This is a genomic window from Enterobacter sp. MALB-1, from assembly GCF_041021625.1.
Lineage (GTDB): Bacteria > Pseudomonadota > Gammaproteobacteria > Enterobacterales > Enterobacteriaceae > Enterobacter > Enterobacter oligotrophicus.
In genome coordinates this window covers 2,609,070-2,628,842 of the sequence record NZ_JBDPJL010000001.1, presented here as the reverse complement: position 1 = coordinate 2,628,842, position 19,773 = coordinate 2,609,070, and the positions used below count along the sequence as shown (strand labels likewise).

The 19,773-nt window shown below is 53.9% G+C and carries 17 protein-coding genes; 8 read left to right on the top strand and 9 right to left on the bottom strand.

The annotated features are described in order from the left end of the window. Window positions 1–86 precede the first annotated feature (86 nt). Window positions 87–983 (top strand): diguanylate cyclase, encoded by an 897-nt coding sequence (locus ABGB15_RS12565; protein ID WP_152084257.1) that lies wholly within the window; start codon window positions 87–89, stop codon window positions 981–983. Window positions 984–1,015: 32 nt separating this feature from the next. Here the strand turns inward: ABGB15_RS12565 and ABGB15_RS12560 are convergent, their stop codons facing one another. After that, a complete protein-coding gene (locus tag ABGB15_RS12560) occupies window positions 1,016–2,299 on the bottom strand; it encodes a YeaH/YhbH family protein (RefSeq protein WP_152084258.1) in 1,284 nt (427 codons plus the stop codon). 72 nt (window positions 2,300–2,371) lie between these two features. Continuing rightward, a complete protein-coding gene (gene yeaG, locus ABGB15_RS12555; RefSeq protein ID WP_063449019.1) occupies window positions 2,372–4,306 on the bottom strand; it encodes a protein kinase YeaG in 1,935 nt (644 codons plus the stop codon). Window positions 4,307–4,738: 432 nt separating this feature from the next. Between yeaG and ABGB15_RS12550 the strand changes: the two genes are divergently transcribed. Then, window positions 4,739–5,485, top strand: coding sequence for a MipA/OmpV family protein (locus ABGB15_RS12550; RefSeq protein ID WP_215722888.1), 747 nt, complete (start codon window positions 4,739–4,741; stop codon window positions 5,483–5,485). 90 nt (window positions 5,486–5,575) lie between these two features. Then, the gene (locus tag ABGB15_RS12545; RefSeq protein ID WP_215722887.1) at window positions 5,576–6,430 is read left to right on the top strand and encodes an aldo/keto reductase; all 855 of its coding nucleotides are present in this window, start codon (window positions 5,576–5,578) and stop codon (window positions 6,428–6,430) included. Window positions 6,431–6,480: 50 nt separating this feature from the next. Here the strand turns inward: ABGB15_RS12545 and ABGB15_RS12540 are convergent, their stop codons facing one another. Both ABGB15_RS12540 and gapA read right to left on the bottom strand, forming a co-directional pair. Continuing rightward, window positions 6,481–7,365 (bottom strand): D-hexose-6-phosphate mutarotase, encoded by an 885-nt coding sequence (locus tag ABGB15_RS12540; protein ID WP_152084261.1) that lies wholly within the window; start codon window positions 7,363–7,365, stop codon window positions 6,481–6,483. 74 nt (window positions 7,366–7,439) lie between these two features. Beyond that, a complete protein-coding gene (gapA, locus tag ABGB15_RS12535; protein ID WP_006809136.1) occupies window positions 7,440–8,435 on the bottom strand; it encodes a glyceraldehyde-3-phosphate dehydrogenase in 996 nt (331 codons plus the stop codon). Between the two features lie 341 nt (window positions 8,436–8,776). On the opposite strand from gapA, the gene msrB reads away from it, so the two are divergent. Both msrB and ABGB15_RS12525 read left to right on the top strand, forming a co-directional pair. Further along, window positions 8,777–9,190: a peptide-methionine (R)-S-oxide reductase MsrB gene (gene msrB, locus ABGB15_RS12530; protein WP_152084262.1), complete on the top strand. Its 414-nt coding sequence runs from the start codon at window positions 8,777–8,779 to the stop codon at window positions 9,188–9,190. A gap of 41 nt (window positions 9,191–9,231) precedes the next feature. Next, window positions 9,232–9,510 carry a YeaC family protein gene (locus tag ABGB15_RS12525; protein ID WP_152084263.1) on the top strand — a complete coding sequence of 93 codons (279 nt, stop codon included), beginning with the start codon at window positions 9,232–9,234 and terminating at the stop codon, window positions 9,508–9,510. A 48-nt stretch (window positions 9,511–9,558) separates the two neighbouring features. Here the strand turns inward: ABGB15_RS12525 and ABGB15_RS12520 are convergent, their stop codons facing one another. From ABGB15_RS12520 to sppA, 4 genes are all read right to left on the bottom strand, one after another. After that, a complete protein-coding gene (locus ABGB15_RS12520; RefSeq protein WP_152084264.1) occupies window positions 9,559–10,815 on the bottom strand; it encodes a glycoside hydrolase family 18 protein in 1,257 nt (418 codons plus the stop codon). A gap of 217 nt (window positions 10,816–11,032) precedes the next feature. Beyond that, a complete protein-coding gene (gene pncA / locus ABGB15_RS12515) occupies window positions 11,033–11,674 on the bottom strand; it encodes a bifunctional nicotinamidase/pyrazinamidase (RefSeq protein WP_215723159.1) in 642 nt (213 codons plus the stop codon). A 9-nt stretch (window positions 11,675–11,683) separates the two neighbouring features. Continuing rightward, a complete protein-coding gene (gene ansA, locus ABGB15_RS12510) occupies window positions 11,684–12,700 on the bottom strand; it encodes an asparaginase (protein WP_215723160.1) in 1,017 nt (338 codons plus the stop codon). Between the two features lie 60 nt (window positions 12,701–12,760). Then, entirely contained in the window at window positions 12,761–14,617 is a 1,857-nt protein-coding gene (gene sppA / locus ABGB15_RS12505) for a signal peptide peptidase SppA (RefSeq protein WP_215723161.1), read from the bottom strand. A gap of 167 nt (window positions 14,618–14,784) precedes the next feature. Between sppA and ABGB15_RS12500 the strand changes: the two genes are divergently transcribed. The 3 genes from ABGB15_RS12500 (at window position 14,785) to ABGB15_RS12490 (ending at window position 18,444) form a co-directional block, all read left to right on the top strand. Beyond that, window positions 14,785–15,336 carry an NAD(P)H nitroreductase gene (locus ABGB15_RS12500; RefSeq protein ID WP_152084268.1) on the top strand — a complete coding sequence of 184 codons (552 nt, stop codon included), beginning with the start codon at window positions 14,785–14,787 and terminating at the stop codon, window positions 15,334–15,336. A 116-nt stretch (window positions 15,337–15,452) separates the two neighbouring features. After that, window positions 15,453–16,496 (top strand): selenide, water dikinase SelD, encoded by a 1,044-nt coding sequence (gene selD, locus ABGB15_RS12495; RefSeq protein ID WP_215723162.1) that lies wholly within the window; start codon window positions 15,453–15,455, stop codon window positions 16,494–16,496. Between the two features lie 4 nt (window positions 16,497–16,500). Then, window positions 16,501–18,444: a DNA topoisomerase III gene (locus ABGB15_RS12490; RefSeq protein ID WP_152084270.1), complete on the top strand. Its 1,944-nt coding sequence runs from the start codon at window positions 16,501–16,503 to the stop codon at window positions 18,442–18,444. A 27-nt stretch (window positions 18,445–18,471) separates the two neighbouring features. On the opposite strand, the gene pbp4b is transcribed toward ABGB15_RS12490, so the two are convergent. Continuing rightward, entirely contained in the window at window positions 18,472–19,773 is a 1,302-nt protein-coding gene (gene pbp4b / locus ABGB15_RS12485; protein WP_215723163.1) for a penicillin binding protein PBP4B, read from the bottom strand.

Sequence of the window (19,773 nt, the reverse complement as noted above, 5' to 3'; positions counted from 1 at the left end):
CAAGGTTATATACGCCTTATTGACAAATATAAAGATACCCCTTGTTATTATCATTGCTGGTGACCAATTCAATAACAGGAGTGCTTGTGAACAGGAAGTTCAGAGATATTGACGAAACCCTGAACGGTTTAAATCATTCAACGGATGCGCATTTTAAATGGCTGGTCACTGTATTACGGTATGTGACTAACCGGGACGTTGAATTACCCGAAATCACGCATGATGACGCGCATCATCGCTGTGAGTTTGGGCAATGGCTGAATATTCAGTTACAGGAGGAGAGGGATGACCGTCATTTTTTGGTCGATATTTCAGCCCGCCACCAGCGCGTTCACCAGGCCTGCCGTGACATCATGGACTCCATAGACCGGCGGGAAGTTGCTTCGCCATCTTATGATGCGTTTGAAGCTGCGTTGCTGGCATTTACCGAATCGTTGTCGCGCTTTAAAGTGCATTTGCTCCAGCTGAGAACCAGTTACGATGCGCTGACGGGTTTACCCTTGCGCAGAATTCTCGATGAATCCTTCGACTCCCTGAACATGGGGCAGAATGATGCCGGGTTATACCTGCTGCTGCTTGATATCGACCATTTCAAAAAGGTGAATGACAATTACGGCCATCTGACGGGGGATGCGGTACTGCGTTCGCTTGCGCTGCACCTTGAGGACAACGTTCGCCGTTCGGAGTCGGTGTATCGCTACGGCGGAGAGGAATTTATCATTCTTCTGCAGGCAAAAAACGATCGCGAAGCCAGCGCGGTAGCCGAACGTTTACGGCGGACCATTGCCGGGACAGAGACCGTGTCCGGCGAACATACTTTGCGCATTACCTTTACGTCAGGTTTAACGCGGGTTCATCAGGGGGAATCGCTGCGCGAAGTGCTGGAAAGGGCCGATATAGCGTTGTACAGAGGCAAACACGGCGGGCGAAACTGCACCATGCTCATTACTAAAAACCTCGACTGTATTAACGTCAGCAATTAAAAAAACAGCCAGCGGGATCGCTGGCTGCTCAGTCAGGCATTGCTGGTGGACGATTGCTTGTGGAACAGCTCTCTGAACACCGGGTAGATGTCGTCCTGGTCGCGAATGTGCTGCATCGCAAAGTTATCAAACATCGATTGCAGATGCTCATATTCGCGCCATAGCGTCTGGTGCGCACGACGCGTGATTTCGATATAGCTGTAATAACGCACCACCGGCAAAATTTTCTTCGCCAGGATCTCATGACAAAGCGGCGAGTCGTCCGCCCAGTTATCACCGTCCGATGCCTGCGCAGCGTAAATGTTCCACTGTGCCGGATCGTAACGCGCCTTCACCACCTCATCCATTAATTTCAGCGCGCTCGACACGATGGTCCCACCGGTCTCCTGCGAGTAGAAGAACTCATGTTCATCCACCTCTTTGGCCTGAGTATGGTGACGAATATAGACCACTTCCACGTTCTTATACGTTCTGCTCAGGAACAGATAGAGCAGAATGTAAAAACGCTTCGCCATATCTTTAGTGGCCTGATCCATCGAACCCGAAACGTCCATCAGGCAGAACATCACGGCCTGGCTGGAAGGCTCAGGACGTTTTTCGTAGTTCTTATAACGCAGGTCGAAGGTGTCGATAAACGGCACCCGATCAATCTTCGCCCGCAGCTCTGCAATCTCTTTACGCAGCCGCTCCTCTTCAAGCAGTTGCGCCGGTTCGGTGTTTTCCACCACTTTCAGGCTGGTTTCCAGCTCACGCAGCTCGCGTCGTTTGCCGGCCGTCATTGCCGTGCGGCGCGCCAGTGAATTCTGCAGCGAACGCACAACGCTGATATTGGCGGGCACGCCGTTAGCGGTATAACCGGCGCGATGGGTTTTATATTCGTTAAGCTGGCGGTGCTGGTTCTTTTTCAGATTCGGCAGTGCCAGATCTTCAAACAGCAGGTCGAGATATTCGTCTTTGGAAATCTGGAAGACAAACTCATCCTGGCCCTCGCCGTCCTGACTGGCCTGTCCCTGACCGCTTCCTGAACCACCGCCTCCGCCTTGCGGACGCTCGATTCGGTCATTCTGCACAAAGTGGTCATTACCTGGGTGGACGCGATGGCGAAGCCCGCCACGCCCCTGATGAAACATCGGTTCGCTGATGTCATCCGTGGGGATGGAGACAGATTCGCCGCTGTCGACGTCGGTTACCGAGCGTTTGTTGATGGCCTCGGAGATCGACTGTTTAATTTGCGCTTTATAACGACGCAAGAAGCGCTGGCGATTTACCGTGCTCTTGTTTTTGCCGTTAAGACGCCGGTCAATAAACCAGGTCATATGCCCCCCGTACTGCATTTGCCAACTTGCATTTTGTAGGCCCGGTAAGCATTCGCGCACCGGGCACTTGTTTTAAGACGATTTACGCACGCGCAGATACCATTCGCAGAGCAGGCGAACCTGTTTGCGGGTATAGCCTTTCTCCATCATACGGTCGACAAAATCGTCATGCTTTTTCTGCTCATCGGTTGAGGTTTTGGCGTTAAACGAAATGACCGGCAGCAGCTCTTCGGTATTCGAGAACATTTTCTTCTCAATAACCGTGCGCAGTTTTTCGTAACTGGTCCAGTTCGGATTACGTCCGTTGTTATGCGCTCTGGCGCGCAGGACGAAGTTCACAATCTCATTACGGAAGTCTTTCGGGTTACTGATCCCGGCAGGCTTCTCGATTTTTTCCAGTTCCGCATTCAGGGATTCACGGTCAAACAGCTGGCCGGTATCCGGGTCGCGATACTCCTGATCCTGTATCCAGAAGTCGGCATAGGTGACATAACGGTCGAAAATGTTCTGCCCGTATTCCGAATAGGATTCCAGATAGGCCGTCTGGATCTCTTTGCCAATGAACTCGGCATATTTCGGGATCAGGTAGCCTTTCAGGAACTCAAGATAACGTTCAGCCTGCTCCTGTGGGAACTGTTCGCGCTCGATCTGCTGTTCCAGGACATAGAACAGATGAACCGGGTTCGCCGCCACTTCTGCGTGGTCGAAGTTAAAGACGCGGGAGAGGATCTTAAACGCGAAGCGCGTGGAAAGACCATTCATCCCCTCGTCGACCCCGGCGTAGTCACGATATTCCTGATATGACTTCGCTTTTGGATCGGTATCTTTCAGACTTTCGCCATCATAGACGCGCATTTTTGAGTAGATGCTGGAGTTTTCCGGCTCTTTCAGACGCGACAGGATAGAGAAACGTGACAGTGTTTCCAGTGTGCCAGGCGCGCAGGGCGCATGCATAAGCTCACTGTGGTTAAGCAGTTTCTCGTAAATTTTGATCTCTTCTGAGATCCGCAGGCAATAAGGCACTTTGACGATATAAACACGGTCAAGAAACGCCTCATTGTTTTTATTGTTACGGAACGTCACCCACTCAGATTCGTTGGAGTGCGCCAGGATAATCCCATTAAACGGCAGGGCAGAGATGCCTTCTGTCCCGTTGTAGTTCCCCTCCTGGGTGGCGGTCAACAGCGGATGCAGCACCTTAATTGGCGCTTTAAACATCTCGACGAACTCCATAATCCCCTGGTTCGCACGGCACAGGGCACCGGAATAGCCATACGCATCCGGGTCGTTTTGCGCGTGATGTTCCAGTTTACGGATATCGACTTTACCAACCAGCGCCGAAATATCCTGGTTGTTCTCATCGCCCGGTTCTGTTTTGGCGATGGCGATCTGTTCCAGGATAGACGGCCACACTTTTACCACGCGGAATTTGGTGATATCCCCACCAAATTCATGAAGACGTTTCGCGGCCCACGGCGACATAATCGTACCGAGATAGCGATGCGGGATGCCAAACTCTTTATCCAGAATCTGCGCATCTTCCTGCGGATTAAACAGGCACAGGGGATGGTCATTTACCGGGCTGCGTTCACCGTTCGCACTCAGCACATAAATCGGCACGCGCTGCATCAGGGCTTTCAGGCGTTCCGCCAGAGAGGATTTACCGCCACCCACAGGTCCCAGCAAATAGAGGATCTGTTTCTTCTCTTCCAGGCCCTGAGCGGCATGCTTCAGGTAGGAGACGATCTGCTCAATGGCATCTTCCATGCCATAGAACTCTTCAAACGCAGGATATCGGGCAACCACCCGATTCGAAAAGAGACGGGAAAGCCGTGGTTCCAGGGCAGTATCAACCATGTTTGGCTCACCAATAGCCATCAATAGCCGTTCTGCCGCATTGGCATAGGCACTGCGATCTTGCCGACAAATGGTAAGAAACTCCTGCAGTGTGAACTCTTCGTCCTTGGCAGCTTCATAGCGCTGGCGATAGTGATCGAATATATTCATGGCATGCCGTCCTTTCGTTTTTTAGCACAGGAAAAGAGCCGTTCGTATGAGTAGTGGAGGCTCCCGGAAGAGAATTTCTCGCACCTCACTGCCAGAGCAGCAACCTGTGTGCCAGGTCAGACGCTAAGAACCGCAGGGTGTTTTGCAAAATCTCTTCTTAAATTAAAGCGTAGATGGCATTTGCAAAACTTGCATGCCGGGAAAATCTAATTTCAATGACATATCAATAACTCATCCAAAAAAATCCACTGTTGTTATAAGGTGAAAGTGTGTTTTTCATGCTGCAGTCACATAAATGAAAGCGGGCTGTCATCTGAAAAGTGAAAAATAGCGGGTTAATCAAACTCATTAGCAGGCAAAAAGTTTTGGGATGTTCGGGAATGGCGGTTACACTTCACCCGCTGATTATTTGACTACAGGAAAGAATGGATTGTGACCAAACTCAAACTTCTGGCATTAGGCATCCTTGCCGCTACCGCCGTTAGCACCGCACAAGCGGAAGGTCAGTGGACTGTTGGCGCGGGCGCTGGCGTAATTAATAGCCCGTACAAGCAGTATGACCGCGATGTTTATCCCGTTCCCGTTGTCACCTATGAAGGCGATAACTTCTGGTTCCGTGGCCTGGGCGGCGGATACTATCTGTGGAACGATACGGCCGATAAGCTCTCGATCATGGCGTACTATGATCCGACGCACTTCAAGCCAGGCGACAGCGACAGCCATGCGCTTCGCCAGCTTGACAAGCGCAGAGGCTCACTGATGGCGGGTCTCTCTTACGTCCACAACACCGAGTATGGCTTCCTGCGTACCGCACTGGCGGGCGATACTCTGGATAACAACGACGGCTTTATCTGGGATCTGGCGTGGCTTTATCGCTACACCAACGGGGCGCTGACGCTGACACCAGGTATTGGTGTGCAGTACAGCAGCGAAAACTATAACGACTACTATTATGGCGTATCCAAAAAAGAATCTCGCCACAGTGGTCTGAACAGTTACAGCGCTGATGACGGCTGGGACCCGTACCTGGAACTGAGCGCGAGCTATAACTTCCTCGGTGACTGGAGCGTTTACGGCACCGGCCGTTATATCCGTCTGAGCGATGAAGTGAAAGATAGCCCGATGGTCGATAAGTCCTGGTCCGGCATCTTCTCTGTGGGTGTAACCTACAAGTTCTGATTGTGCATTATTACAGTGCAATCTGTGCATGATAACGGGGCGCTTGCGCCCCGTTTGCTTTAACCTGGTGCAACAAAACAGGAGAGTGAGATGAGCGTAAAAACCGTAACATTTTCCGGCAGCCGCCCGCTTCCCGCAATCGGGCAGGGCACCTGGTATATGGGCGAAAAGGCTGGCCTGCGTAAAACCGAGGCAGATGCACTGCGTGCGGGCATTGACCTGGGGCTGACGTTGATTGACACCGCTGAAATGTATGCCGAAGGCGGGGCGGAAGAGGTGGTCGGCGAGGCTATTAAGGGCCAGCGTGATAAGGTTTTTCTGGTGTCCAAAGTGTACCCGTGGAATGCAGGTGGTCAGAAAGGCCTGGCCGCGTGTGAAGCGAGTCTGCGGCGTCTCGGCACCGATCATATCGACCTTTACCTGCTTCACTGGCGCGGGAATTACGCGCTGGCTGAAACCGTGGAACTGATGGAAAAACTTCAGCAGCAGGGCAAAATCGGGCGCTGGGGGGTGTCGAATCTGGATTACGATGACATGCAGGCGCTCTGGAGTGTGAAGGGCGGTTCTGCCTGCGCGACCAATCAGGTGCTCTACCATCTTGCTTCGCGTGGCATCGAATACGATCTCCTGCCATGGTGCCAGCAGCAGGCGATGCCGGTAATGGCTTACTGCCCACTTGCACAGGCCGGGTGTTTACGTTCAGGGCTGATGAACCACCCGGTCGTCAATGAGATCGCGCGCAGCCATCATGCTACCGCCGCGCAAATTCTGCTGGCGTGGGTGATTAGCCATCCAGGCGTCATCGCCATTCCGAAAGCGGCATCCATTGAACACGTAAAAGCAAACGCGGGGGCATTAGACATTACGCTTACTGCTGAAGAACTGCTTTTGTTGGACAGGGCTTTTCAGGCCCCTGCAGTCAAAACGCCATTAGATGTCGTTTAAATCTGTACGGATTATCCCCTCTCCCCACAGGGGAGAGGGCGAGCGGCGTCTTAGCGTTTTACAATGCTAATTGTCTGCCCTAAACGAGACGGTTTCTCTTCACTCGCTTTCTGCGGCGCAGTCACACATGCGGTTTCCACGCAGACAAACGTCTTGTAGCCGTCGTCCGGTACATCCGCCATGCTGACAGAGAGCGCCGGGCCAGGGTTCCAGCCCACGACGTTACTGTGATGGTGGTGAACCACCTCAATACCCCGGTTGAGGGCGCTGTCGTGGATCACGCTGCATGCTTCCGGATGCAGGTAGACGCGATCGGTGCGATCCGGGAACGTCTGCACGCCGTCGCTCAGTTTCCCTTCCTTCGCGTTATCCACTTTGTCGATAAAGGTATCGCCAAGGCCGCTCACTTTTACCGCACTGATGTCGCCGACGTTAAAGTAGGTATGCAGGGCGGAAGTGGTTTCAAACTCGCCGTGGGCTTCAAGTTCGATTTCGCAGGTTTTACCCAGCTTGAAACGGGCATACAGGGTGAAATCATGCGGCCAAAGCGCGCGGGTTTCATCGTTCGCCTGCAGTTCAAAAGTCAGCACTGCGCCGTTGTCATCTTCGTTGTGTGCTTTCAGCGTCCACTGCTGATTACGCGCAAAACCGTGAGCAGGCAAACCCTGCTGCGCAGCCGGGCCAAACCACGGCCAGCAGATCGGTACGCCGCCGCGGATTGCTGCCCCTTTTTTGAATGAGGTCGCTTCGCTCAGCCACAGCCCTTCTTCTTCACCCTCTGGTTTCCAGGAGAGCAGGTGAGCGCCATTCAGCGCTACGGAGGCTTTTACGCGCGGGTGGTCAACGACGATAATGTCGGCTCCGTCAATCTGACGGCGGGAGAGCACAGGGGTAAGTTGTTCGACTACCGGAAGTGCAAAAATTTTATTAATCATTAAGCAATCCTCTGTCTTGAAACAATAAAAAAGGCGACCGAAGTCGCCTTTTTGGATCAGATTCTCATCTCAACTTATTTAGAGATGTGAGCGATCAGGTCCAGTACTTTGTTAGAGTAACCGGTTTCGTTGTCGTACCAGGATACCAGTTTAACGAAGTTGTCGTTCAGTGCGATACCTGCTTTAGCATCGAACACAGAAGTGCACACTTCGCCGTTGAAATCGGTAGATACAACGTCGTCTTCGGTGTAACCCAGAACGCCTTTCATTGGGCCTTCGGAAGCAGCTTTGATCGCTTTCTTAATTTCTTCATAAGAAGCAGCTTTTTCCAGACGAACGGTCAGGTCAACAACGGATACGTTAGGGGTTGGAACGCGGAACGCCATACCCGTCAGTTTGCCATTCAGTTCTGGCAGCACTTTACCTACTGCTTTAGCAGCACCGGTAGAGGATGGGATGATGTTCTGAGCCGCGCCACGGCCGCCACGCCAGTCTTTGTGAGACGGGCCGTCAACGGTTTTCTGAGTCGCAGTGGTCGCGTGAACAGTTGTCATCAGACCTTCGATGATGCCGAAGTTGTCGTTGATAACTTTAGCCAGCGGTGCCAGGCAGTTGGTGGTGCAGGATGCGTTAGAAACGATGTCCTGGCCAGCGTAAGTTTCGAAGTTAGCACCACGAACGAACATTGGGGTGTTGTCTTTGGAAGGACCAGTCAGAACAACTTTTTTCGCACCCGCAGTGATGTGTTTACGCGCGGTTTCGTCGGTCAGGAAGATACCGGTTGCTTCAGCAACAACGTCAACACCGATTTCGTTCCATTTCAGGTTAGCTGGGTCTTTCTCAGCAGTAACGCGGATGGTTTTGCCGTTAACAACCAGGTGGCCGTCTTTCACTTCAACGGTGCCGTCGAAACGACCGTGAGTTGAGTCGTACTTCAGCATGTACGCCATGTATTCAGCGTCCAGGAGATCGTTGATACCAACGATTTCGATGTCAGAACGTTTCTGAGCAGCACGGAAAACAATACGGCCGATACGGCCAAAACCGTTGATACCTACTTTGATAGTCATATATTCCACCAGCTATTTGTTAGTGAATAAAAGGTTGCCTGTAAAATTACAAAAACCTTACGCAGCGTCAAGCGGAATCGTGTCAATCATTGCGACAAATCAATCCTGTGACTAACGTTTGTGCGACTGACTCGCCTCACTTTCCCTTTGAGCTAGCAACCACATGGGGGCTGCGCCCGGAATTTTAAAGGCCTTGCAGGATAAAAATGTGAAACCGATCACAATTGCCTGTCCGCCTTTTCGCGACAAATAAGTTTAGAACAAAAGTGCACGCGCAGGTGTTAATGTTTTGTTAGAATCTGGGTTAAAAGATGTCTGTTTCTACAGCGAGATGTAAGCATATGTCGAACCAACGTAACCCTGATGATTTGAAAAAAAACCTCACAGAAATGCAGTTTTACGTGACGCAGAATCACGGTACTGAACCGCCTTTTACCGGGCGTTTGCTGCACAACAAGCGGGACGGTGTCTACCACTGCCTGGTGTGCGATGCGCCGCTGTTTAGTTCGCAAACAAAATACGACTCTGGCTGTGGCTGGCCGAGCTTTTATGAGCCGGTCAGCGATGACGCAATCCGCTATCTGACCGACGCGTCGCACGGTATGGTGCGCACCGAAATTCGCTGCGGAAAGTGTGACGCACACCTCGGTCACGTCTTCCCGGATGGTCCACAGCCAACAGGCGAACGTTTCTGCGTCAATTCAGCATCGATGAGCTTCACCGATGATGAAAACGGCGACCAGACCAAAGGCTGAAAAAACGATTCAGCAAATTATTCCTTTGAAAGGGAGAGATCATGAATATTGATGACATGATTACGGGTATGACACCGGAAATATATCAGCGTCTGGTTACTGCCGTTGAACTGGGAAAATGGCCGGATGGTGTGGCGCTCACGGCGGAGCAGAAAGAGAACAGCCTGCAGCTGGTGATGTTATGGCAGGCGCGCAACAATACTGACGCACAGCACATGACGATCGACACCCAGGGTCAGATGGTAATGAAGAGCAAGCGCGAGCTGAAAGAAGATTTTGGTATTACGCCGAAGCCGATTGCGACCATGAAAATGCAATAACCGCGCGGGTTGATGCCCCCTCCCACGGGAGAGGGCTTGATTGCCTCACTACTTGTGCGGGATCTCGAGCGACTCTGCCAGCTGCTTCGCTAGCAGGTTTTCGTCATCTGCGCCGTATTCCCAGAACATCGCCCCGGCAAGGCCTTTCTCCTTAATGTAGTCCGCTTTAATAGCCACAGAGCGCGGGTTTTCGTAGGAGAGGGCAAACAGCGCTTTCCCGTCGGCAGCGTTCACTGACAGCCACGGTACTTTTGCCTGGTCGTCCCAGTGTTCGGTAAAACGCTTCTGCGGATCGTTCAGCAGCTTTTTCACAATATCGTTGTACTTCACGTAGGTATCTTTGGTCAGGTCATAACCAAGCGATTTAAACAGTTCAATTTCTTGCGGACCAAAGTAAGGCTGAGTGACAGGATTTTTTTGCGCATCCGGTTTCGTCCAGTCAATACCCGGTTCAACAGAACGTTTCGGCACACGGCCATAGAAACCAATCCCGAGATTCATCTGCTGTGGCTTCAGCCCGGCGGCCAGATAGTTATTCACCACAAAATCGACGCTGTATTTATCGGCAGCGGCAACCGTCGGCCAGGCGCTGGAATCATACAGGTTGGAATTGAAATACTGGGTGCCGTACGCCATGTCGTAGGTCATCAGGTTGATATAATCGAGCAGTGGGGCGATCGCTTTCACATCCACCCAGCTTTTCGGGCTCTCTGCATTCGCACCTACCGCAATGGTGACCAGCTTTTTCTGCCCGAAGGCATCGCGCATCTCTTTCAGCAGCGCGGTGAAATTATCCCGATCGGCCGGCGTGCTCGCTACTAACCCCCACGCACCGTTGACCGGATACTCCCAGTCGAGGTCGATCCCATCGAGGCCGTATTTTTCGACAATCTCCTGCGCGGAACGGATAAACACGGCGCGTGTCTCTTTAGTTGCTGCCGCGCCAGAGAAACCTCGCGCGCCCCAGCCACCCACGGAAAGCAGCACTTTAAGGTTCGGGTTTTGTTTGCGCAGGGCAGGAATTAACGCAAGGTCGGAAGCGACTTTTGGCGACAGCCAGATTTGGTGCAGTTTCGCCGGATCTTTCAGCGCGGCGTTGGTTTCGTCTTTCTCATCGTTATAAACAAGACCAAACGAGTAGTTCAGATGGGTGATCTGGCGAACGTCGAGTTTATTGATATCGCCACCCGGTCCGGCGGTGACATCGCCACCTCCGTTAAAGTAGCCCACGGACATCAGGGTACTGGCGGAAGCAACTGACGCGCAAAGCAAGGGTAATGCTGCCAGCAAGGGCAAACGTTTCATACATGTTCCTCTTTGACTTAATAAAAATAACCACGCCACAGAAAAGGCGTGGCGAAAAAACAGCCTGAAAAGAATAGCATTGCCGCTTCGCCTGAGATGCGAGGGAGTTCACTTTATGGGGATTGAGGAAGAAATGCCGGGTGGCGCTGATGCTTACCCGGCCTACAAAACCAAAGAAGAAGGCCGGGTAAGGCGCAGCCGCCGCCCGGCTAAAAGGTTACGCCTGCGTCTCCAGCCAGTCTTCCAGCGTGTACAGCGTCGCGCCAAAGGAGGCCATATCCATAAACGCCTGCGCGCTGTCCTGCGGCTGAATATTCACCCCACGGCAGCCGTCGGTGATCACGCTAACGCTGTAGCCAAGCTGAAGCGCATCCAGCACCGTAAACTTCACGCAGTAATCCGTTGCCAGTCCGAGCACGATAAGCTCGGTGATTTCATGGTGACGTAACCACGCATCCAGCGCGGTTTTCTGACGATGCCCGTTATCAAAAAACGCGCTATAGCTATCGATAGCCGGGTTTTCGCCTTTATGGAACACCGCGTCGATGGCTTTCTGATTCAGCAGCGGATGCAGCGCTGCGCCTTCCGTCTGCTGCACGCAGTGATCGGGCCAGAACGTTTGCGCCAGCCCGTCGAGTTCACCCTGGCTGTAGGGCTCAACGCCGTGCTGGCTGGCAAAACTGCCGTGATTCGCCGGGTGCCAGTCCTGGCTTGCGACAACCGCTTCACCGCGTGATTTGCACCAGTCAATCAGCGTATTTGCAATGTCTACCGTGCTGTCACCTTCGGCGACGGCCAGCGCACCGCCCGCACAAAAATCATTCTGTAAATCGACCAGTAACAGAGCGCGTTGCTTCATGAGAACTCCTTATTCGTCCGGGGTCAGTTCACCGCGCAGATTTTGCATCATCGCGCTGCGAATGGACTGAACGTCCAGATCCTGACTCAGTAAATAGTGAAGTTTAGTCAGCGTCGCCTCAACGGTCATATCGAATCCGCTGATTACGCCCGCGTGCGCCAGGGCATTCCCGGTGGCATAGCCGCCCATATTGACCTTGCCGGACATACACTGCGTCAGATTCACCACCACAATTCCGCGGTCGCTCGCTTCCTGCAGCTCTTTCAGGAATTCACCGTTTTGCGGCGCATTACCCACGCCGTAAGAGCGCAGGATCAGCGCTTTCACCGGCTGGCGCAGGAAGTTACGCACCACGTCGGCAGAGATCCCTGGGTAAATCGTCACCACGCCAATTGGCTGTGGGGTGATCGGGTGGACTATCAGCTCGCCTGCGGTGTGTGGCGCAGGCGGCGTTCCCAGACGACGAATATGAATACCCGCTTCCAGCAGCGGCTGAAGGTTTGGCGACGCAAAGGCGTCAAAGCCATCGGCATGCGCTTTGGTGGTACGGTTGCCGCGATACAGTCGATTGTTGAAGAACAACGACACTTCATTAACCGGATAATTGGCCGCCACATACAGGGAGTTAAGCAGGTTAATCTGACCATCAGAGCGCAGTTCCGCCAGCGGGATTTGCGAGCCCGTGACGATAACCGGTTTGCTCAGGTTCTCAAGCATAAAGGAGAGCGCCGAGGCGGTGAACGCCATGGTGTCGGTGCCATGCAGGATCACGAAACCGTCATACTGGTCGTAATTAGCCTTAATATCATCCGCAATATGCTGCCAGTCTTCCGGCGTCATATCAGAGGAGTCCATCAGTGGATCATACTCGTGAATGGTAAAGTCCGGCATCTCTGGGCGGTGGAATTCAGGCATTAGCGCAAGCTGGCGCTGCAGGTGGCCGGAGACAGGGATATAGCCGTTTTCAGAGCGCTGCATACCGATAGTACCGCCGGTATAGGCTACATAAATCGATTTCTTCTGCATGATAGTGAGTTCTTGTGCTTCAAAGAAAAATCCCCTCTTCAGGCGAAGAGGGGACGGGTATTAACGCACGTTTGCGCAGGTCAGACAAAACGCATAACGGCTTTGTGGATCATTAAACGCGGCCAGTTTATCGCTCTCCGCTTTCATCGCGTTTGCGGCGGATGCCACAGGCGCAGGCAGGTAAGCCTGCAGCGCTTCCGGCAGCATGGCGCGCACGGAGCCGGACATGCTGTCCATCACCATATCAAAGAACGTCGGTTCGTCCTGGTAATAATCCACATGCCACTGCTTGAGTTTTGCCAGTTCAGCCGCCTTCTTCACGGCGTCATCAAAGTCACCGAGGCTGTCTACCAGGCCATTACTTTTCGCATCCTGCCCGGTCCAGACGTGGCCCTGAGCAATCTGATCAATCTGCTCAGGCGTTTTTTTACGGGAATCTGCGACCAGAGTAATAAAGCGCTTATAGCCGCTCTCAATGCTGAGCTGCATCATCTCCGAGACTTCCGGCGGCAGTGATTTGGTGACCGACACATCCGCCAGCGGCGAGGTGGCAACGCCGTCGGTATGCACGCCCAGATAATCGAGGCTGTTTTCAACGGTGTTGATCACGCCGAAAATACCAATCGAGCCGGTCAGCGTGCTTGGGTTAGCGACGATATAGTTCGCTGGCGTGGAGATCCAGTAACCGCCAGATGCCGCCATTCCACCCATTGACACCACTACAGGCTTGCCCGCCGCGCGAGCCGCGGCCAGTTCAGCGCGGATCACTTCGGAGGCGCTGACGCTACCGCCAGGGCTGTTCACGCGCAGAACAATCGCTTTCACTTTCGGATCAAGACGCGCATCGCGGATTTGCGACGCCGTAGTATCGCCGCCGACGTTCCCCGGCGTCTCCTGGCCGTCCATAATCGCACCATTGGCGAAGACCACCGCGACGCTGTCACCGCTGTCATCCGGTTTCTTCGCTGCGTAGTCATACATGCTGATGGCGCTGTAGTTTTTATCCTCTTTGTCCCAGCCAAATTGCTTGCTCAGGGATTTCTCGATCTCCGCGCTGGTTCCCAGTGCATCGACCAGTTTGTTATCGAGCGCATATTTCGCGGTATCACCATCAACCTTGCGCAGCCCCTCCAGCACGCCCTGAGCGCCAGGGAACACTTGCTCCTTCGTGATCTGACGGTTCGCGGCAACGGTGCCCAGATAGTTCTGCCACAGCTCGCCAATCCAGCGGCTGTCCGCTTCACGGGCGGCAGGGGACATATCATCACGGATAAACGGTTCAACGGCGGATTTATACGTGCCGACGCGGAAAACGTGAGTCGTGACTTTCAGCTTGTCGAGCAGGGATTTGTAGTACAGGCCGTTGGTCGCAAAACCATGCAGGTCAACCGTGCCCTGTGGAGAGAGCCAGATTTTATTCGCAAAGCTGGCCAGATAATATTGCCCCTGGCTGTAGCTATCGCCTACCGCAATCACCGGCTTGCCGCTGTCGCGGAATTCGCGCAGCGCTTTGCCGATGTACTGCATTGACGGTTGATCGGCTCCGGCGAAATCTTTCAGATCCAGCACGATGCCCGTAATGTTACGATCGTCTTTGGCCTGACGAATGGTATCAACGATATCAAACAGGGAGTTTTCCTGCAGACGGTCAGACGTTGCACCAAACAGCTGACGGCCAATCACGCCCAGACGATTGCTGGTGGAGGGCTTATCAACAATGACGCCAGTGATGTCGAGCAACAGCGCCCCGCGAGTCGAATGCTGCGACTGATTCGCGTTGCTGATGTGCATCCAGACGCCCGCGCAAACCAGAACCAGGAAGATGAAGAAGATATTCATCACCAGGTTGCGGACGAAGTTGAGCAGTCGCCACGTCCATTTAAAGAAACCGGCAAAGATTCGCCAAAGGGTTCGCATGTATTCTCCCTAACCAGAAAATGACTGTTTCCGTCGCCACTGGACGGTAATGTGGGGTTATCGTAATGACCCAACCGCCTCTTGTCAGCAGGAATCGCCTGCTGCGCTGTAACAAAATCTGCCGCCGTGTTAATTTTGTGAGTAAATTTCAAGACAGGAGTTAACCAATGGATGCACTTGAACTGCTTGTTAACCGTCGTAGCGCTTCACGTCTGGCCGATCCTGCGCCTGCGGGCGAGCAGCTGGAAAACATTCTGCGCGCCGGTCTGCGCGCGCCGGATCATGGCACGCTTCAGCCGTGGCACTTCTTTATTATTGAAGGTGAAGGTCGCGAGCGCTTCAGTGCACTGCTGGAAAAAGGTGCGGTTGCCGCGGGGCAGGATGAAAAAGGGATTGAAAAAGCGCGCAGCGGTCCGTTCAGAGCGCCGATGATCATTGCGGTGGTGGCAAAATGCCAGGCTGACCATAAAGTACCGCTCTGGGAGCAGGAGATGTCTGCCGGTTGCGCGGTGATGGCGATGCAAATGGCCGCGGTCGCGCAAGGCTTCAATGGCATCTGGCGCACGGGACCGTTGACTGAAAGCGCCGCTGTACGCGAGGGATTATCCTGCGGTGAACACGATAAAATCGTCGGCTTCCTTTACCTCGGCACGCCTCAGCTTAAAGCCTCCAGCACAATCAGCGTGCCGGATACCACGCCTTTCGTCAGCCGTTTCTGATAACGCGCGCTAAACTGTCTGGATTCTGAGCATCTGCCGCAGAATTCAGACAGTCATACTTACCTCTTTATGGAATGAGCGCTACCATAGCGCGATTGCAATGACAGGAGATGTCCATGAGCGAGCAAACCATTCGTTTAACGCAATACAGCCACGGAGCCGGTTGCGGTTGTAAAATTTCCCCGAAAGTGCTGGAAACCATCCTGCACAGTGAACAGGCGAAGTTTGTCGACCCGAACCTGCTTGTCGGCAACGAAACGCGTGACGATGCAGCGGTTTATGATTTAGGTAACGGCACCAGCATTATCAGTACCACCGATTTCTTTATGCCGATTGTCGACAATCCGTTCGATTTCGGGCGTATTGCGGCTACCAACGCTATCAGCGATATCTTCGCGATGGGCGGCAAGCCGATTATGGCGATCGCCATTCTGGGCTGGCCGATCAACACGATCGCTCCAGAAATTGCCCGCGAGGTGATTGATGGCGGGCGTTTCGCCTGCCAGCAGGCGGGGATTGCGCTGGCCGGTGGACACTCCATTGACGCCCCGGAGCCGATTTTCGGCTTGGCCGTCACGGGTGTGGTGCCTACCGAGCGCGTGAAGCGCAACAGCACCGCGCAGGCGGGCTGCAAACTGTTCCTCACCAAACCGCTGGGCATTGGCGTACTCACTACCGCTGAGAAAAAATCTCTGCTGAAACCAGAGCATATTGGCCTGGCAACGGAAGTCATGTGCCAGATGAACCTCGCGGGTGCGGCCTTCGCCAGCATCGACGGCGTGAAGGCGATGACGGACGTCACCGGTTTTGGCCTGCTGGGTCACCTGAGCGAAGTGTGTCAGGGCGCGGGCGTACAGGCGCAGGTCTGGTATCAGGACGTGCCGAAGCTGCCGGGTGTAGAAGAGTATATTGCTCAGGGCGCGGTGCCGGGCGGTACTCAGCGTAACTTCGCCAGCTACGGTCACCTGATGGGCGACATGCCGGAAGCATGGCGTAACCTGCTGTGCGATCCGCAAACCTCCGGTGGCCTGCTGCTGGCGGTCACGCCGGAATCCGAAGCCGACGTTCAGGCGACCGCCGCTGAGTTCGGCATCACGCTGACGGCAATCGGTGAGCTGGTGACCGCGCGCGGTGGCCGACCGATGATTGAGATCCGTTAATTCGATGCGGTTGTTTATTGCCGAAAAGCCGAGCCTGGCGCGTGCTATTGCCGATGTGCTGCCTAAACCGCATCGCAAAGGCGACGGCTTTATCGAATGCGGTAACGGGCAGGTGGTCACCTGGTGTATCGGTCACCTGCTTGAGCAGGCGCAGCCGGATGTTTATGACAGCCGCTACGCCCGCTGGAACCTGAACGATCTGCCCATCGTGCCGGAAAAGTGGCGTTTGCAGCCGCGTCCCTCCGTCACTAAACAGCTCAACGTTATTAAGCGTTTCCTGCATGAGGCGTCTGAAGTCGTCCACGCGGGTGACCCGGACAGGGAAGGGCAACTGCTGGTGGACGAAGTGCTGGATTACCTGGAGCTGGCACCGGAAAAACGCCAGCAGGTACAGCGCTGTTTAATTAACGACCTCAACCCGCAGGCGGTAGAGCGCGCGATTTCGCGTCTGCGCGCCAACAGCGAATTTATCCCGCTGTGCGTCTCCGCATTAGCCCGTGCGCGCGCCGACTGGCTGTACGGCATCAACATGACCCGCGCCTACACCATTCTTGGGCGCAACGCGGGTTATCAGGGCGTGCTTTCCGTGGGCCGCGTGCAAACGCCGGTGCTGGGGCTGGTGGTACGTCGTGATGAAGAGATCGAGAACTTCGTCGCCAAAGATTTCTTTGAAGTGAAAGCGCATATCGTCACCCCTAAAGACGAACGCTTTACCGCTGTCTGGCAGCCGAGCGATGCCTGCGAATCGTACCAGGACGAAGAGGGGCGATTGCTGCATCGCCCGCTGGCGGAGCACGTGGTCAACCGCATTACCGGTCAGCCCGCCATCGTCACCAGCTATAACGATAAACGGGAATCGGAACCCGCGCCGCTGCCGTTCTCGCTTTCGGCGCTGCAGATTGAGGCGGCCAAAAAGTTTGGCCTTAGCGCGCAGAACGTGCTGGATATCTGCCAGAAGCTCTACGAAACCCACAAGCTGATCACCTATCCGCGTTCGGATAGCCGTTATCTGCCGGAAGAACACTTTGCCGGACGTCACTCGGTAATGAACGCCATCGGCGTTCACGCGCCGGATCTGCTGCCGCAACCGGCGGTGAACCCGGATACCCATAATCGCTGCTGGGATGATAAAAAGGTGGATGCCCACCATGCGATTATCCCGACGGCGCGCGCCAGCAATGTCAACCTGACGGAAAACGAAGCGAAGGTGTACAACCTTATTGCCCGTCAGTATCTCATGCAGTTCTGCCCGGATGCGGTGTTCCGCAAATGCGTGATCGAGCTGGAAATCGCCAAAGGCAAGTTTGTTGCCAAAGCGCGTTTCCTGGCGGAAGCGGGCTGGCGCACGCTGCTGGGCAACAAAGAGCGTGACGAAGAGAACGACGGCACGCCGCTGCCGGTCGTCGCCAAAGACGATGAACTGCTCTGTGAGAAGGGCGAAGTGGTGGAGCGCCAGACGCAGCCTCCGCGCCATTTCACCGATGCGACGTTACTCTCGGCAATGACCGGTATCGCTCGCTTTGTTCAGGATAAAGATCTGAAGAAGATCCTGCGCGCCACCGATGGTTTAGGTACGGAGGCGACCCGCGCAGGCATTATCGAATTGCTGTTTAAGCGCGGTTTTCTTGAGAAGAAAGGGCGCTATATCCATTCGACGGAACCGGGCCGGGCGTTAATCCATTCGCTGCCGGAGCTGGCCGCGCGGCCAGACATGACGGCACACTGGGAATCGGTACTGACGCAAATCAGCGAAAAGCAGTGTCGTTACCAGGACTTTATGCAGCCGCTGGTGGGGACGCTTTATCAGTTGATCGATCAGGCGCGCAGTACGCCGGTGAAGCGGTTCAGAGGCATGGTTGCGCCGGGGGCGGGCAAGAAAGCACCATTCAAACGTTCCGGAAAAAAATCCCGCGTCGGGGATAACAATTCTGCGCAGCCCTCATCCTGAGGGCTGTGCATTCCAGAATGGCGGCACTTAATTTTCAAGTGCGCCATAGATCTGATCAACTATCCAACCGTAAGTCGCCGCAGGCAACGTCCCGCTGACAAAAACATTAGGATTCGTTTTGGGATCGGCCACCGGAGAGTGGGGGCGGTTGCCCAGAATGACAATCGCCATATGCTTAACGGGATCAATGGCGGTGAGCGTGCCGGTCCAGCCCGTGTGGCCGTAAGTCTGCGGGCCGGAGAGGACGCCAAAGGTCGGTGTCATTGATGAATTGCCGTTAACCCGCCAGCCCAGCCCAAAGGTGACATCGGCTGTTGAGCTACGGGTAAACTCGCTCACGGTGTTCTTGTCAAACAGCGTTACGTTGCCATAACCGCCACCGTTCAGCATGGTCTGCATCAGAACGGCAATATCATGCGTATCCGAGAACAGCCCCGCATGACCGGAAACTCCGCCCATGGCGTACCAGGCCTTTTCATCATGTACCTGGCCCCAGATTGTGGTTGTGCGAATGTTCGGGAAGTGGATAACACCATCACGGGTATTACCGTTGAGTTCCGTTGCCGCAATCTGCTGCTGTTTAAAGCCCTTTAACAGCGGATTAAATACCGTGTGCTTCAGGCCGAGAGGCCGGTAAATCGTTTTCTCAACATAGACATCAAGCGGCATTGCGGTGACGGATTCAATGATAAATCCGAGGATCATGTAATCGACATCACTGTAGAGGTGTTTTGTCCCTGGCGGATAATCAAGCGGCGTTCGCTTAATCATCTCCAGCGTGGTCTGTTTATCCTGGGAATAGAGATCACCGGCGACGCGCTTGTTTGGATATTGCGGATCGGCCGGGAAACCTGCGGTATGGTGCAGAATATCAATAATGCGCAGGGAATCTTTTCCCTTAATCTTGTCAGTGGGTTTATCCGTGAATCCGGGAATATATTTCGTGACAAGATCGTTCACATTTACCTTGCCTTCGTACACCAGTTTTTGTAGCGCAAAATTTGTTGCATACATTTTGGTATTGGAGGCCAGGTCGTACAGCGTGTCCGTTGTGGCTTTTATCGGATGGCGGGTTAAAAGAGAGCCATCATATTTTTTGGCATAGCCCCAGGCTTTCTGAAAAACAATACGATTGTCTTTGATCACTAACACATTCATGCCTGGATAGCCGGCATCAATTTGCTCCTGAATACAGCGATCGAGCGTGTTCAGTTTTTTGACATTAAAGCCTACGCTTTCCGGCTGCGCATTCGTCAGTACCGGGTAATCGGTCGCAAACGCCGAGGCTGATAACGCCAGCAGAGCAGCAAAAATTGCACGTCGTTTCAT